15 protein-coding genes are annotated in these 15,305 nt (G+C 75.1%); 5 read left to right on the top strand and 10 right to left on the bottom strand.

Annotation, left to right across the window (positions count from 1 at the left end):
* The 3 genes from IE305_RS22175 to IE305_RS22185 all read right to left on the bottom strand — a co-directional run.
* A partial coding sequence (locus IE305_RS22175) for an ACT domain-containing protein (RefSeq protein WP_506005207.1) occupies window positions 1–246 on the bottom strand: 246 nt, incomplete at its 3' end.
* Between the two features lie 32 nt (window positions 247–278).
* On the bottom strand, window positions 279–1,724 hold the full coding sequence (gene aspA, locus IE305_RS22180) for an aspartate ammonia-lyase (protein WP_190131452.1): 1,446 nt from the start codon (window positions 1,722–1,724) through the stop codon (window positions 279–281).
* 62 nt (window positions 1,725–1,786) lie between these two features.
* Window positions 1,787–2,797 (bottom strand): asparaginase, encoded by a 1,011-nt coding sequence (locus IE305_RS22185; protein WP_190131453.1) that lies wholly within the window; start codon window positions 2,795–2,797, stop codon window positions 1,787–1,789.
* Between the two features lie 156 nt (window positions 2,798–2,953).
* Here IE305_RS22185 and IE305_RS22190 point away from each other — a divergent pair, with 156 nt between their 5' ends.
* Entirely contained in the window at window positions 2,954–3,409 is a 456-nt protein-coding gene (locus IE305_RS22190; RefSeq protein ID WP_190131454.1) for an Lrp/AsnC family transcriptional regulator, read from the top strand.
* A gap of 19 nt (window positions 3,410–3,428) precedes the next feature.
* Here IE305_RS22190 and IE305_RS22195 read toward each other — a convergent pair whose 3' ends face one another.
* Complete coding sequence (locus IE305_RS22195; RefSeq protein ID WP_229891337.1) at window positions 3,429–4,607, bottom strand: PP2C family protein-serine/threonine phosphatase; 1,179 nt, start codon at window positions 4,605–4,607, stop codon at window positions 3,429–3,431.
* A gap of 234 nt (window positions 4,608–4,841) precedes the next feature.
* On the opposite strand from IE305_RS22195, the gene IE305_RS22200 reads away from it, so the two are divergent.
* Together IE305_RS22200 and IE305_RS22205 are read left to right on the top strand one after the other, a co-directional pair.
* On the top strand, window positions 4,842–5,711 hold the full coding sequence (locus IE305_RS22200; protein WP_190131455.1) for a YceI family protein: 870 nt from the start codon (window positions 4,842–4,844) through the stop codon (window positions 5,709–5,711).
* 116 nt (window positions 5,712–5,827) lie between these two features.
* A complete protein-coding gene (locus IE305_RS22205; RefSeq protein WP_229891340.1) occupies window positions 5,828–6,925 on the top strand; it encodes an AI-2E family transporter in 1,098 nt (365 codons plus the stop codon).
* A gap of 26 nt (window positions 6,926–6,951) precedes the next feature.
* On the opposite strand, the gene IE305_RS22210 is transcribed toward IE305_RS22205, so the two are convergent.
* From IE305_RS22210 to IE305_RS22220, 3 genes are all read right to left on the bottom strand, one after another.
* Window positions 6,952–7,635, bottom strand: coding sequence for a transglycosylase SLT domain-containing protein (locus IE305_RS22210; protein ID WP_229891341.1), 684 nt, complete (start codon window positions 7,633–7,635; stop codon window positions 6,952–6,954).
* Between the two features lie 89 nt (window positions 7,636–7,724).
* Complete coding sequence (locus IE305_RS22215) at window positions 7,725–8,132, bottom strand: DUF7144 family membrane protein (protein ID WP_190131457.1); 408 nt, start codon at window positions 8,130–8,132, stop codon at window positions 7,725–7,727.
* Window positions 8,133–8,300: 168 nt separating this feature from the next.
* Window positions 8,301–9,905, bottom strand: a complete 1,605-nt coding sequence (locus tag IE305_RS22220) for an ABC-F family ATP-binding cassette domain-containing protein (protein WP_190131458.1) — start codon at window positions 9,903–9,905, stop codon at window positions 8,301–8,303.
* A 174-nt stretch (window positions 9,906–10,079) separates the two neighbouring features.
* Here IE305_RS22220 and IE305_RS22225 point away from each other — a divergent pair, with 174 nt between their 5' ends.
* Window positions 10,080–10,799: a DedA family protein gene (locus tag IE305_RS22225; protein WP_190131459.1), complete on the top strand. Its 720-nt coding sequence runs from the start codon at window positions 10,080–10,082 to the stop codon at window positions 10,797–10,799.
* Window positions 10,796–11,542 (top strand): phosphatase PAP2 family protein, encoded by a 747-nt coding sequence (locus tag IE305_RS22230; protein ID WP_308440270.1) that lies wholly within the window; start codon window positions 10,796–10,798, stop codon window positions 11,540–11,542. The genes IE305_RS22225 and IE305_RS22230 overlap by 4 nt, the downstream gene beginning before the upstream one ends.
* A gap of 7 nt (window positions 11,543–11,549) precedes the next feature.
* Here IE305_RS22230 and IE305_RS22235 read toward each other — a convergent pair whose 3' ends face one another.
* The 3 genes from IE305_RS22235 to IE305_RS22245 are packed head-to-tail and all read right to left on the bottom strand — an operon-like array spanning window position 11,550 to window position 15,257.
* On the bottom strand, window positions 11,550–12,722 hold the full coding sequence (locus tag IE305_RS22235) for a substrate-binding domain-containing protein (RefSeq protein WP_229891344.1): 1,173 nt from the start codon (window positions 12,720–12,722) through the stop codon (window positions 11,550–11,552).
* Window positions 12,723–12,744: 22 nt separating this feature from the next.
* Window positions 12,745–13,758, bottom strand: a complete 1,014-nt coding sequence (locus IE305_RS22240) for an ABC transporter permease (RefSeq protein WP_190131460.1) — start codon at window positions 13,756–13,758, stop codon at window positions 12,745–12,747.
* Entirely contained in the window at window positions 13,755–15,257 is a 1,503-nt protein-coding gene (locus tag IE305_RS22245; protein ID WP_229891345.1) for a sugar ABC transporter ATP-binding protein, read from the bottom strand. Before IE305_RS22245 ends, IE305_RS22240 begins: the two co-directional genes overlap by 4 nt.
* Window positions 15,258–15,305: the final 48 nt, after the last annotated feature.

Here is a 15,305-nt window from a genome sequence, read left to right on the forward strand (position 1 = left end):
CTTGCCCAGGACCACGCCCTCGATCCCGCGCAGCTTCTCCACGATCTCGTCCGCGTGCTCGGTCGAGGTCGTGGCCATCGTCACGTCGATCCGCAGCCGCTCGTGCCCCGACGCGGTCACGTCCAGACCCGTCACCGACCCGCCCGAGGACTCCACGGCCGTGGTGAGCTGACTGACCGCCGTCCCGCCCGCAGGAACCTCCAGCCGGACCGTCATCGAGTACGAGACGCTGGGCGCCGTTGCCATGGGAATGCTTCTTCTTTCTTGTTCTGGTGGGGTCAGGACGCGGTGACGCGCGTGTGCGGGCGGGCGAGGTTGTCCGGGTGGAGGATCTCGTCCAGCCGCTCCTTGGTGAGCAGGCCCTTGGCCAGGACCAGGTCGTGCACCGAGGCGCCGGTGGTCAGGGCCTCCTGCGCGACGGCGGTGGCCCGCTCGTAGCCGATGTACGGGTTGAGCGCGGTGGCCAGCCCGATGGACTGCGCGACCAGGGCGGCCAGGTGCTCGCGGTTGGCGGTGATGCCGCTGACGCACCGCTCGGCGAGCGTCAGGCAGCCGGCCCGCAGGTGTGCCAGGCTCTTCAGCAGGCTGTGCGCGATGACCGGCTCGAAGGCGTTGAGCTGGAGCTGGCCGGACTCGGCGGCGAAGGTGACGGTCACGTCGTTGCCGACGACCTCGAAGGCGATCTGGTTGACCACCTCGGGGATCACCGGGTTGACCTTGCCCGGCATGATGCTCGAACCCGCCTGCACCGGCGGCAGGTTGATCTCCGCCAGGCCGGCGCGCGGGCCGCACGAGAGGAGCCGCAGGTCGTTGCAGGTCTTGGAGAGCTTGACGGCGATCCGCTTGAGCACGCCGGACAGCTGCACGAACGCGCCCATGTCCTGCGTGGCCTCGACGAGGTCGCCGGCCACGGCGAACGGGATGCCGGTGATGGTGCTCAGGTGGCCGCAGGCGGTCGCCGGGTACCGGGGGTGGGCGTTGAGGCCGGTGCCGATCGCGGTGCCGCCGAGGTTGATCTCGCGCAGCAGCGCGCACGCCTCCGCGAGGCGCGCCCGGTCCTCGTCCAGCATCACGGCGTACGCGGCGAACTCCTGGCCCAGCGTCATCGGGACCGCGTCCTGGAGCTGCGTACGGCCCATCTTCAGCACGTCCGCGAACTCGGCCGCCTTCTCCGCGAAGGCCGCGCGCAGCACCTCCATGGCCTCCAGCAGGCGGGCGGCGGCGAGCTGGAGCGAAAGCCGGACGGCGGTCGGGTAGACGTCGTTGGTGCTCTGCCCGGCGTTGACATCCTCCAGCGGGTGCAGGTGCTCGTACGCGCCCTTGGCGTGGCCGAGGAGCTCCAGCGCCCGGTTGGCGACGACCTCGTTGGCGTTCATGTTGGTGGAGGTGCCGGCGCCGCCCTGGATGACGTCCACGACGAACTGGTCGTGGAGGTGCCCGGCGCGGATCTCCGCGCAGGCCCGCACGATGGCGTCCGCCTTGTGCGCGTCCAGCAGCCCCAGCTCCTGGTTGGCGCGGGCGGCGGCCTCCTTCACGGCGGCCAGGGCGACGACGAGGTCGGGGTGGGCGGAGACGGGGGTGCCGGTGATGGGGAAGTTCTCCACGGCCCGCACCGTGTGGACGCCGTAGTACGCGTCCGCCGGGACGTCCCGGTCGCCGAGGAGGTCGTGCTCGGTGCGCACCAGCTGCTGGTCGAGGGGGGAGGCGGGGGCGGATGCGGGCATGGGGGTCCGATCGTTGCGTGGGAGGAACGAGGGAGGTGGGGGGAGGGGGGTGGGCGCGCGCGTCAGGCGGGCGCGCCCGCCGGGGCGGGCTTGGGGGTGGTGCCGAGCGCCTCGCGCAGCACGCGGGTGCGCGCGGCCGGGTCGGCGGTGGCGAGGACGGCGGAGAGCACGGCGATGCGGGCCTGTCCGGCGCGCAGGGTGCCGGTGAGGACGGCGCCGGCGGCGGCCAGGTCCACGGCGCCGCCGTGGGTGTAGATCTCCTTCACGGGGCCGCTGGGCACGCGCGTGGTCAGGGCGACGAGGACGCCGCGGGAGACAGCCTCCTCGACGGCCTCGCAGACCTCGGGGGTGGCGTTGCCCGCGCCGGTCGCCACCAGGACGATGCCCTGGGCGCCGGCCGCGACGGCCGCGTCGAGGAGGACGCGGTCCCCGTCGCAGTGGTGCGTGACGACGTCGACGCGGGGCAGCGGTCCGGTGGCCGCGGGGAGGGGGAGCGGTGCGGGGCGCTCGGGGCGCCGGCGGACGACGACGCCGTGCGCGGTCACGTCCGCGACCGGCTCGCCGGAGGGGTCGGCGAAGGCGTCGGCGGCCAGCGTCCGCACCTTGACCGTGCCGCGGGCGGCGTGCACGCGGCCGTCGAAGACGACCAGGACGCCGAGGTCGCGCACGGTGGCGGCGGTCAGCAGCGCGTCGTGGAGGTTGCGCGGCCCGTCGCCGTCGGCCGCCTCCATCGGGAGCTGGGCGCCGGTGAGGACCACCGGGCGGGGGTCGTCGTGGTGGAGGTCGAGCAGGAACGCCGACTCCTCCAGGGTGTCGGTGCCGTGCGTGACGACGATGCCGTCGACGGCGGGGTCGGCCAGCACCTCGCGCACGGTGCGCAGGAGCGTCAGCTGGTGCGCGGTGGTGAGCCGGGCGCTGTTCACGCTCATCAGGTCGACGACCCGGACGGTCACGCCTTCCGGCACGGCGGCCGTGGCGAGGACGTCCCCGCCCCGCGCGTCGGCGGCGTAACCGGATCCCTGCCAGCGGCTGGCGATCGTCCCTCCGGTGCTGATGACGACGACCTGTCCCACGTGGTGCTCCTGTCGGTCCTGCGGCTGATCACGGCCGACGCGCCTCGCACACGAGTTCGCGGAGGCCGGGCCGGCCGCAACCATAAGACAAATCGCGCGCAATCGGATCGCCGAGTCGAGCGGGATTCCCGGGCATCCGTGGTGGATAATTGCGTGGTGGACCGCATCGACAGAAATATCTTGCGTGAGCTCCAGAACGACGGCCGGCTGACCATTCAGGAGCTGGCCCAGCGGGTCGGCCTCACGCCCTCCCCGTGCATGCGCCGCGTCCGCCAGCTCGAGCAGGACGGCGTGATCCGCGGCTACCGCGCCGTGATCGACCCGGAGGCCGTCGGCCGCGGCTTCGAGGTGCTGGTCTCCGTGGAGGTCCGGCGCGACCGGGAGGCGGTGGAGGCGTTCGAGGCGGCCCTCCAGGACATCCCCGACGTCATCGAGGCGTACCGCCTCTTCGGCAGCCCCGGCTGCATGCTGCGCATCGCCGTCGCCGACATCACCGCCTACGAGCGGCTGTGGATCGAGCGCCTCACCACGCTCTCCGGCGTCACCGAGGTCAACTCGCAGATCGTCATGAAGCGGATCAAGGAACCCCGCGGCCTCCCGGTCGACGGCTGAGCCGCCCGGGCCCGGCGGTTCACGTCCGCGGCCCGGTGTCCTGCGCCACCGGGCCGAGCGCGAGCACCGCCACGTCGTCGTGGAACGCCCGGGAGTGCCGGGGCAGGTCGCCGTCGAGGAAGTCGACCACCTCGTCGGCGGTGGGCGCCGGGCCGCCGCCGAAACGGTGCCGGAGCCGGTCCAGCAACGGGTAGAAGGCGCCGTCCTCGTCGCGGGCCTCCACCAGCCCGTCCGTGCACAGCACCAGGACGTCGCCGGGCCCGAAGGGATGGTGGTACGCGACGGGCCGTTCGGCGGCCAGGACGCCCAGGCCCAGCGGCAGCGACGGTGGCCCGGTCAGGGCGTGCACCGAGCCGGCGGACAGCAGCACCGGCTCGATGTGGCCCTGGTTGACGATCGTCAGCCGCCCCGCGGCGGCGTCGTACTCGACGAGGGCCGCCGTCACGAACAACTCGTCGTCCCGCAGGGCCTCGGCCTCGTGCACCAGGCGCCGCTCCATGGCCACCGCCACCTCCACCAGGTCGCCCGGCTCGTACGCGGCCTGCCGGAAGCAGCCCAGCACCTCGGCGACCGTGCGCACCGCCTGCAGACCCTTGCCGCGGACGTCGCCGATGACCGCGCGGGCCCCCGCCGGGGTGGCGCGGACGTCGAAGAGGTCCCCGCCGACCAGCGTGCCCTTCTCCGCCGGGCGGTAGATGCCGGCCGCCACGACGTGGTCCAGCCGGGCCGGCAGCGGCCGCAGCAGCGTGCGCATCAGCGTCTCGGAGACCGTGTTGACGTGCACCAGGTGCGCCTCCTGGCGGCGCCGGTACGCGGCCAGGGCGATGCCCAGGGCGCCGACCAGGCCGGTGCACAGGTACGCCGCCACGTAGTGGCGCTCCCACAGGTCGTGCGAGGAGCGGCCGGCGCAGCAGGGCGTACCGGCCAGGAGCGCCTCGAAGGTGACCCCGCACACCGTGGCGGCCGCCACGCCCACCGGCCCCAGCGAGAAGGCGGCCACCGCGGGCAGCGCGACGAGCACGAAGCTGACGGGCCACTGAACGGGCGTCAGCGGCTCCAGCACCAGCACGACGAGGACGTACGCGGCGGGCAGCCAGCGCATCCAGCCCGGCGGGGCGGGCAGTTCGGGGCCCGCCGCGCTCAGCCGCTCCACGCCACGGCCTTCGGCCGCCCTGCCGCGGCGGTGCTGCCGGCTCACCCATCACTCCCCAGCGACCGTGACCAGGACCGGTCCAGCCTGGCCCGCCGGGCGGCCCCGCGCCCCGATTAGGCCGACGGCGGCATGTCGAAGAGACGGCCCGTCATGGCCGGTTCCCTGCGGTGACACCCGGTCTGCTATGGGCTTTTGCAGGGCAAGTGGCCGTTTTGCCTTGTAAAGGCGAGGTGTGGTGATCTAGGACCTGCGGTTCACCCCAGAGAAAGGTCTGCCCGGATGCCCCTCGCGCTGCTGCGACGCCTCACCCACTCCCCGCGGCAGGAGGGCCCGCCCATCCCGCCCGGCGCCGGTGCCGTCGACTGCCTCGTCCTGGACCCGGTGGACCTGCCCCTGCCCCGCGCCGAGGTGTCCGTCCGCGACGCGGCCGGCCGCGAGGTCGTACGCGGCCAGACCGACCCGCACGGCCGGTTCGGCGCGACCGTGCCGCCCGGTGCGTACGGCCTCACCGTCACCGCCGAGGGCTTCCAGCCCGCCCGCCGGTCCTTCGCGTGCGACGCCGAGGCACGCACCACCGTCGAACCCGTCCACATGGACACCGCCCCCACCCCCGCCCTGCCCGCGCCGGGCCCCTGGCGCATCGACCCCGACCACACGGCCGTCCGCTTCATCGCCCGGCACATCGGCCTCGCCGAGGTCCACGGCAGGTTCAACCGGTTCGAGGGCACGCTCTGGGCCGGCGAGCGCATGGAACAGTCGCACCTGGACGTGGTGATCGAGACCGCCAGCATCGACACCGGCGTCGAACGGCGCGACGCCCACCTGCGCTCACCGGAGTTCCTGGACGCCGCCGCCTACCCCACCATGCGGTTCACCAGCGACCGGTTCGTGCACCGCGGCGGCTCCCGGTGGACCGTCGAGGGCGTGCTCAACCTGCACGGCGTCAGCCGCAACGTCACCCTCGACACCCGCTACCTGGGCATCGGCACGGGCATCGCCGGCGAGACGCGCGCCGCCTGCTCGGCCGGCACCGAGCTGCACCGCGAGGACTTCACCCTCAACTGGCGGTCCATGCTCCAGCGCGGCATCGTCATGATCGGCACCACCATCCGCGTCGAGCTCGACATCCAGGCCGTCCCGGCCACCTGACCACCCGTCCGCACTCCCGCGCCGCCCTTCCATTGGTCCCAGCAGGTGGTCTTGGACGCCGGGCGGCCGGTCACCGGGCCCGTACGGGTATCCACCGACCGGACCCCGGCGGAAAGGTGGCGGAGCTGGCAGGGAACGGAACCGGGCGCGCACCGCGGACACCGCGCCCCGAGCGCGGCCTCCGGGTCCGGCCGTCCGCGTCCTGGTTCACCGCCGGCTTCGGTGCCGGCCTGGGCCTCACCCTGGCCTACACCCTCTTCGGGACCGTGCTGCGCATCAGCGGCCTCCTCACCCTGATGCTGCTCGCCCTGTTCGTGGCCATCAGCCTGGAACCCCTCGTCGCCTGGCTGGCCCGGCACCGGCTCGGCCGCGCCTGGGCCGTGGTCGTCGTCATCGTCGTGCTCCTCGGCCTGCTGGCCGGCTTCCTCGCCCTGGTCATCCCGCCCGTCTCCCAGGAGGTCTCCGCCCTCGCCGCAGCCCTCCCGAAGTGGCTGCGGCAGCTCCACGACCACCACTCCTTCCTCGGCCGCCTCGAGGACCGCTACCACGTCATCGCCAAGGCCCGGCACCAGCTCTCCGCCGGCGGCGGCTCGGCCCTCCTCGGCGGCCTGCTGGGCGCCGGCCACGCCGTCGTCAGCGCGGTGACCGGCACCGCCCTCGTCGTGGTGCTGGCCGTCTACTTCATGGCCGGCATGGAACAGCTCAAGCGGTACGCCTACCGCTTCGTGCCGCTGAGCCGGCGGCCCGTGGTCGTCGGCCTCACCGAGGAGATCCTCTGGCGGGTCGGCGCGTACATGCTGGGCAACGTCGTCACCTCCGCCATCGCCGGCTTCGCCACGTTCCTGTGGTGCGTCGGCCTGGACGTGCCCTACCCCGCCGCGCTCGGCGTGTTCGTCGCCCTGATGGACATGGTGCCGGTGGTCGGCTCCACCATCGGCGGCATCGTCGTCAGCGCGGTCGCGCTCGCGGTGTCGTTCCCCGTCGCTCTCAGCACCGCCGGCTTCTACACGGGGTTCCGGCTCGCCGAGGACTACCTGATCATGCCCAAGGCGATGAGCTACGCGGTGAGCGTGCGCCCGGTCGTCACGGTGATCGCCGTCGTCGTCGGCGGCGCCCTGCTCGGCGTGGTCGGCGCGTTCATCGCCGTGCCCGTCGCGGCCGGCATCGGCATCGTCCTGGACGAGTCGGTCTTCCCGCGCATCGACGCGCTCTGACCGGGCAGGCGGTGCCGGCCGGCCGGTCAGCCCTTTCCGTCCAGCGCTTTCTGCGCCCGGTCCCAGTTGGCGTGCAGCCGGTCCAGGTACGAGCGTGCTGCCGGGCCCGGTGGCGTGCCGCGTGCGACGGTCCGCAGGGTGCCGGGCCCCGCGTTGTACCCGATCGCCAGCAACTCGTCCTTGCTGTAGGTGTTCCCGGGCTGCGCCGGCAGCCCGGCGGCCAGGTCGTGCAGGTACCAGGCCGCGGCCTCGACGGCCAGGTCCGGGTCGTCGGGGAGCTCCTCCCAGGACCGGCCGGCGAAGTCCCGGCCCTGCTTGGTCTCGTCGAAGGCGGCCCGGTGCATGTTGGCGACGCCGAACGCCGAGTCGGGCTTGATGCGCTGCCAGGCGCGTTCCAGCCCCGGGTCGTGCGGCTTGTACGACTCGTTGTAGAGGATCGCCATCAGCAGCCGCGGGCTGATCCCGGCGGCCTTCGCGTGGGTGACGACCTGCCGGGCGAAGTGCGCCGGGTCGTCATTGGGGCCGCGGGTCGCCGGCGCCGGCCCCTGGAACGCCGGGATGGACGAGCCGGGCGAGGGGGACGGGCCGGGCGGCGCCGCATCCGTACGGCCGGGGGCGCCGCACGCGGCCAGACAGGCCGCCGCGGCAACCGTCACGGCGGCCGTCACCGCCGGCCGCCGGCCACGGCGCACGAGCACGTGGAGGAGCACGCACACTCCCATCCGGTCGGGGGCCTACGCTTGCTGCTTTGCGCAACTGTACAACCCCCGGGCGTGCCCGCGGACGCCGCGGTGCCGCCTCAGTCGTGACGCACCACGCACAGCCCCCAGATCACGAAGGCGCACAGGGCGATGACCACGAGCGACCACAGGGGGTAGTACGGCAGGAAGAGGAAGTTGGCCAGCAGCACCAGCCCCGCGATGACGATGCCCAGCACCCGCGCCCAGGTGGAGACCTTGAACAGGCCGATGCCCACCATGATGGCCGCGATGCCGAGGAACAGGTGGATCCAGCCCCAGCCCGCCACGTTGAAGCGGTAGACGTAGTCGGGCGTGTGCACGTACACGGAGTCGTGGACGATGGCCGAAATGCCCCGCAGGAGGTCGAGGAACCCCACGAGCAGGAGCATCACGGCCGCAAATACCGTCAGGCCCGCCGCTGCTGCCAGGGACCCCTCGGAGTGGTGGTGATCGTACGAGGGCGACATGGTCCCCCTCCTTCGGCTGATGGTCGGTGGTTGCGGCGGGGGCGGGGAGCCCGCCCCGGACAGAACCGCTCACTCCATCGTCACCACGTCCGTCCGGTGATCGCACACCGGCGCCGGCGGCCCCCGGGAGCGGGGGCCGCCGGGCGGGGCGGACCGGGCCGGGCGCGGTCAGGCGAGGGCGATCAGGTCGCGGTGGCCCTCGTTCCACAGGTCCTCGTCGGCGTCCGGCAGGAGCAGGACGCGGTCGGGGCGGAGGGCGTCCACGGCACCCTCGTCGTGGGTGACCATCACCAGGGCCCCGGGATAGGAGCCGACGGCGGCCAGGACCTCGCCGCGCGAGGCGGGGTCGAGGTTGTTGGTCGGCTCGTCCAGCAGCAGGACGTTCGCCCCGGAGTGCACGAGCCCCGCCAGCGCCAGGCGGGTCTTCTCCCCGCCGGAGAGGACCCCGGCCGGCTTGTCGCCGTCGTCCCCGGTGAACAGGAACGCGCCCAGGACGCGCCGCGCCTCGCCGTCCGTCAGGTGCGGCGCGGCGGCGGCCAGGTTCTCCCGGACGGTACGGGCCGGGTCGAGGGTGTCGTGCTCCTGCGCGAAGTAGCCCAGGCGCAGCCCGGGGCCGTGCACCACCCGTCCGCTGTCGGGGCGTTCCCGGCCGGCGAGGAGGCGCAGCAACGTGGTCTTGCCGGCGCCGTTGAGGCCGAGGACGACCAGGCGGCTGCCGCGGTCCACGGCCAGGTCCACGCCGTCGAGCACGCGGTGGCCGCCGTACGACTTGGCCAGGGCGACCGCGCCGAGCGGAATGCGGCCGCACGGCGCCGGCTCGGGCAGCCGGATGCGGGCCACCTTCTCCGTGCGGCGCGCCGGCTCCAGGTCCGCCAGCATGCGGTCGGCGCGCCGGGCCATGCTGCGGGCCATGACGGCGGTGGCCGAGCGGGCCTTCATCTTCTCCGCCTGCGCGTGCAGGGCGGCGGCCTTGCGCTCGGCGTTCGCCCGCTCCCGGGCGCGCCGCCGCTCGTCGGCCTCCCGGTGCGTCAGGTAGGTGCGCCAGGTGGTGTTGTGGACGTCGATGGTGGAGCGGGTCGCGTCCAGATGGAAGACCCGGTTGACCACCGCGTCCAGCAGCCCCGTGTCGTGACTGATCATCACCAGGCCGCCGCGGTGCCCCTGGAGGAAGGTGCGCAGCCAGACGACGGAGTCGGCGTCGAGGTGGTTGGTGGGCTCGTCCAGCAGCAGGACACCGTCGTGGCCGGCGAAGAGGATGCGGGCCAGTTCGACGCGGCGGCGCTGGCCCCCGGAGAGGGTGCCGACGGGCTCGGTGAGCACGCGGTCGGGCAGGCCGAGGCCGGCGGCCACGCGGGCCGCCTCGGCCTCCGCCGCGTACCCGCCGCCCGCCTGGAAGGCGGCCTCGGCGCGGGCGTAGGCGCGCAGGGCGCGTTCCAGCTTGGTGGGGTCACCGGCCTCGGCCATGGCGGTCTCCGCCGCGCGCAGCCGGTGCAGGGCCCGGTCCAGGCCGCGGGCGGACAGGATGCGGTCGGTGACGGTGACGGCGGGGTCGGCGGCGCGGGAGTCCTGCGCGAGGAACCCCACCGGGCCGGTGGCGGTGACCGTGCCGGCGGCCGGCTTCGTCCGCCCGGCCAGGGCGGTCATGAGGGTGGTCTTGCCGGCGCCGTTGCGGCCGACCAGGCCGATGCGGTCGCCGGGGGAGACGGTGAAGGAGATGCCGGACAGCAGCAGGCGCGCGCCCGCGCGCAGCTCGACGTCGCGAACGGTAAGCATGGGATGACGCTCCGAGAAAGCAAAAGGACACACTTCTGGCGGGGAAGCGGGTCCTTCGCTAGGAAACTCGGGGCGTAGACATGCCGTCACGGTAACGGACGGTTCGCGGCCGGTGCATCCGGTTTTCCCGAACCGTCCTCGCCGCGCTGTCGTCTACTGTGCAGAAGACCGTCTATGAGAGGGCCCGCACCCTTGTCCGCACCCTTGTCCGTCCTGGTGTCCGGCGCGGCCGGAACGGCACCCCCCTCCCTCGCCGTCAACCTCCTCGACGCCCACTCCCTCCTGGCCGCCTTCGGCGTCCTGGGCGTCGGCGTCGTCCTGTTCGCCGAGACCGGCCTCCTGGTCGGCTTCTTCCTCCCCGGCGACTCGCTCCTCTTCACCGCCGGCCTGCTGTGCACCGGCGGCCCCGACGCCACCGTGAAGCTGTCCCTCGGCCCCCTCCTGGCCTGCGCCGTCGCCGGCGCCCTCGCCGGCTCGCAGACCGGCTACCTCCTCGGCCGCAAGGCCGGTGCCGCGCTCCTCGCCCGCACCCGCTCGGCCCGCCTCCGCGAGGGCGCCCGGCGTGCCGAGGACCTGCTGAGCCGGTACGGCCACGCCAAGGCCATCACCCTCGCCCGCTTCGTCCCCGTGGTGCGCACGGTCCTCAACCCCATGGCCGGCGCGCTCGGCGTCCCCGTCCGCACCTTCACCCTCTGGCAGATCGCCGGCGGCCTGGTGTGGGTCGTCGGCCTCACCCTCGCCGGCTACGCCCTCGGCTCGTCCGTGCCCGACATCGACCACTACCTGCTGCCGGTCATCGGCGTCATCGTCGCCCTCTCGGTGACGCCCCTGGCACTCGAACTCCTCCGCTCCCGCAGGAACGCCACGTCCCGCAGCAAGGAGGCGGACCGGTGACCACGGCCCCCGGCGGTGCCCCGGCCGACGGGACCGCCTACGGGAACCCCGCCGACCGCCGCGTGACCGGCCCCGCCACCCGGGTGCGCCGCACCGCCGGCAGTGTCGCCCTCGCCGCCCTGGCCGCGTTCGCCCTGCTCACCACGGTCGTCGCCGTACGCCACGGCAGCCCGCTGCCGCCCGACGCGTCCCTGCTGTCCTGGGCCGTCGGCCACCGCCCCGGCCCCGCCGTGGCCACGGCCCGCGCCGTCACCAGCACCGGCACGGACGTGGCGCCGTACGCGCTCGCCGCCCTGGCCGGCGTCGTCGCCGGGCGCACGGCCCGGCAGCGGCTCCTCGCCGCCGCCCTCGCCCTGCTCTGCCTGGGCGCCGGGCAGGGCCTGCGCCGCGCCGTGCTGTACGCGGTGGGCCGCTCCCGGCCGCCCGCCGCCGACTGGGCCACGCACGCCTCCGACTGGTCGTTCCCCTCCGGCCACGCCACCACCGCGGCCCTCACCACCGCCCTCCTCGTCACGGCCGTCCTGCTCCGCTCGCCCCCGGGGCGGCGCGCCCGCCTCCTGGCGCTCGCCGCGCCCCTCGTCTGCTGGGGCGTCACCGTCGGCCTGACCCGCGTCTACCTCGGCGTGCACTGGTTCAGCGACGTCGTCGGCGGCTGGCTCTTCGCCACCGCCTGGTACGCCACGTGTGTCTGGGCGGCAGCCCGCCTGCTCCCGGCCCTCCCCGGCAGGCCGGCCACCCCATGACGCCCGGTCAGTCACCCGTGCCGGCGCGCCAGATCCTCCGGTACGCCGCCCGGTAGCCGGGCGGGTCCCACGACGAGGCCCCGTCGACGTCGTCGGTGGTCGTCAGGTGCACCGGCGCCACGTAGCCGCTGGCCGGCGCGCCGGAGAAGGCGCGGTTGAACTCGTCGACGATCTGCCAGCCCTGCTCGGACAGCGGCTCCGGCACGGTGGCCGCCTGGAACTGCCGGTCGCGGATGCGCTGGAAGGCCGACGGGTCGCCGTCCCCCGCGCCGATGTTGTACGGGGCTCCCGCGCCCTTGCGGCGGGCCGCGCGCAGCGCGGGGGCCGCGTCGGCGAAGTACACGTCGTTGATGGCCACCGAGTGGGTCCAGCGCCGGCCGAAACGGGACAGCAGCGACGCCACGGCCTGCGGCGTACGGCTGCTGGTGTCCGGCAGCGGGATGTTCTCCACGTCCAGGAGCCGCACCCCCGCGCACGTGGCCAGTTCCCGCTCGATCAGACCGGACTTGTGCCGGGCGAACGGCACCGAGGCGTCGGTGAACACCACGACCCCGGCCGAGCCCCGCGCGTGGGCGACGATCCAGTCCGCGCTGATCCGGGCGACGTCCTCCACGCGCGTGGTGACGTTGGTGAACAGCCGCGGCGCGGTGCTGGGGCCGGGCGCGTCCACCGCGTGCCAGCCCACCAGGGGGATGCGCCGCTCCGCGGCCTGCGTCACCTGCCGGGACGTCAGCCTCGGGTCGAAGCCGGCCACGACGATGCCCGCGGGCCGCAGCGCGAGGGCCTCGCCGAACGCCGCCTCGATGCCGGCGGGCGTGCCCTGCCCGTCGACGACCCGCACCCCCCAGCCAATGGCCCCGGCCGCTTCCCGCACGCCGCCGGCGACGCCCGCGACGCCCGGGTTGGTCATGGTCTGCGCCACCACGACGAGGTCCTTGCCCGGCACCGCCGCCGGCCCCCGCACGGGCCCGTGCCAGGCCGGGTCGGGCCGCACCGCCCGGCGTACCGCGTCCTCGGCGCGGGCCAGAGCGGCGGGACAGCCGGGCCCGGCCGGCCCGCCGGGGGAGGGCGCCGCGCCGTTCGACGCGCCGCGCTCGCAGCCGGGCACCAGGGCCGCCGCCAGCACCAGGGCGACGGCGGCGGCCCTCCCTCCCGGGCGGCTCCTGCGGCGCGCGTGCACGGGCTGCTCCTCGCCGGGGCCGTCAGACGGCCCGCTGCTGCCGCAGCCGCCGCCGGGCCGCGTACCCGGCCAGGCCCACGGCGATCAGCAGCGTGCAGCCGTCGAACAACGGCGTGACCCAGAACGGGGCGCCCAACTGGCCGATGCCCGCCAGGCCCACCGCGAGGACGGCGACGGCGACCAGTGTGCCCAGCGCGTTCGCCCGGCCCGGCCGGATCGCCGTGGAGCCCAGCAGCGCCCCCACGAACGCGGGCAGCAGGTAGTCCATGCCCACGCTCGGGTTCCCGGTCCGCTGCTGGGCCGCGAGCAGGACCCCGGCCACCCCGACGACCAGGCCCGAACCGGCGAACGCCACGACCACGTAGCGGCGGGACCGGATGCCGACGAGCTCGGCGGTGCGCCGGCCGGCACCGATGACGTACAGGTACCGGCCCAGCGGCAGCCGCTCCAGGACCACCCACAGGACGGCGGTCAGCGCCAGGACGTAGAACGCGGACACCGGCAGCCCCAGGAACCGCGAGTCGTACAGCGCGGTGAACGCGGCCGGCAGGCCCTCCGGGCCGGGCACGATCCGGGCGCCGTTGGTGAGCCGGCCGGTGAAGGCGTACATGACGCTGCCCGTGCCGAGCGTGGCGATGAACGAGTCGATCCGCCCGTACTCGACGACGACGCCGTTGACGGCCCCCGCCACGGCCCCGCCGAGCACCACCGCCGCGCACGCCAGCGGCCACGACCGGCCGTCGGCCACGACCAGCCGCATCGTCAGGACATGGGCCAGGCCCAGCCCGTAGCCGAGGGACAGGTCGAACTTGCCGGTGGTGACGGGCAGGGTCGCGCCCAGTGCGAGCAGGGCGGGGATCGACTGCTGGGACAGGACGGCGGAGACGGTGTCCAGCGTCGGGAAGGTGTCCGGCAGGGCGAGGGAGAAGGCCAGGAACAGCAGCCCGGTCAGGGCCAGCAGCCCGTACGCGCCGGCCAGGTGCGCAAGACGGTGGTGGTGCGCGGGCGGACGGGAGGACGCCGGTCCCTGGCTCATCGGCCGGGCGCCCCGGGGACGGCCGGCAGCGCCGAGGCGGCCCGCGTGAGGGCGGCGGGGGTCAGGGCACCGCCGCCCAGTTCCGCCGCGACGGCCCCGCGGACGAGCACCAGGGCCCGGTGGCACACCTCGGCGACCTCCTCGAAGTCGGCGGAGACGAACAGCACGGCGAGGCCGCCGGCCAGCGCCTCCCGCAGCAGGCCGTGGACGGCCGCCTTGGCCCCCACGTCCACGCCCGCCGTCGGCTCCTCCAGGACCAGCAGCAGCCGCCCCAGCCCCAGCGACCGGCCCACCACCACCTTCTGCTGGTTGCCGCCGGACAGCGTGGCCACCGGCGCCTCGCCGTCCCGGGGACGCACCCCGAACCGGTCGATCAGGGCGGCCGCCTCGGCACGCTCCCGCCGGGGCCCCAGCCGGCGCACGCCCCGCAGTCCGCCCGCACCCGGGTTGGCCAGGAAGTTCTCCCGCACCGTCAGCGCCCCCGCCAAGCCCTCCTCCCGGTTGCCCGTCGCCAGGCCCACGCCCGCCGCGACGGCCCCGGCCACCGAACCCGGCCGGTACGGCCGCCCGCACAGCAGGGCCCGGCCGCCCAGCACGGGCGCGGCCCCCGCGACCGCACGGCCCACCGCCACGTGCCCCGCCCCCGTCAGGCCCGTGAGCCCCAGCATCTCCCCGGCGCGCAGCCGCAGGTCCACCGGCCCGGCACCCGCGGTGCGCAGCCCCTCCAGGCGCAGGACGTCCGGCCCCGCGGCCGGCGCCGGGGGCCGGGACCGTACGGGGTCGTGGCCCGCCACGGCCTGCACCAGCCGGTCGACGGCGTGGCCGGCGAGCGGGCCCCGGCCGGCGACCCGGCCGTCCCGGAGGACGGCGAAGGCGTCGGCGACCCGGTGGACCTCGTCCAGCCGGTGCGTGACGAACACGACGGCGTGCCCCCGGTCCCGCAGCCCGCGCAGCACGCCGAAGAGCCGGTCGCAGTCCGCCGCGGGCAGGCTCGCCGTCGGCTCGTCCAGGACCAGGACGCGAGCCCGGGCCGACAGGGCGCGCGCCACCGCCACCAGCGAACGCTCCGCGCGGGGCAGGTCGCCCACGACGGCGGCCGGGTCCAGGTGCGCGGCCACCGGTGCCAGCGCCGCGGCACCCTGCCGCCGGGCGTCCCGCCACGAAATGAGGCCAGCCCGGCGCGGATAGCCCGCGCCCAGCGCGATGTTCTCGGCGACCGTCATCCACGGCACCAGCCCCAGGTCCTGGTGGATGAACGCCATGGCCCGCGAGGCCGCCTCGGTGCCGAGCGGGTGCCCGGCCACGGTGACCTCCCCGGCGTCCGGGCGGTGCACCCCCGCCAGCACCTTGATCAGCGTCGACTTCCCCGCACCGTTGGGCCCCAGCAGGGCCAGCACGCTGCCCGCCGCGACGTCGAGGTCGACCGCGTCCAGCGCGAGGGTGCCGCCGAACCGCTTGCCGAGGCCGCGGATGCGCACGAGGGGCTCCGGGCTCCGCATGCCCGTCATGCTACGAACCCTTCCGCCCGGTTCCGGCCACCACGCCGG

Origin of the sequence: Streptomyces mashuensis (assembly GCF_014654785.1) — a bacterium.
Classification (GTDB): Bacteria; Actinomycetota; Actinomycetes; order Streptomycetales; family Streptomycetaceae; genus Streptomyces; species Streptomyces mashuensis.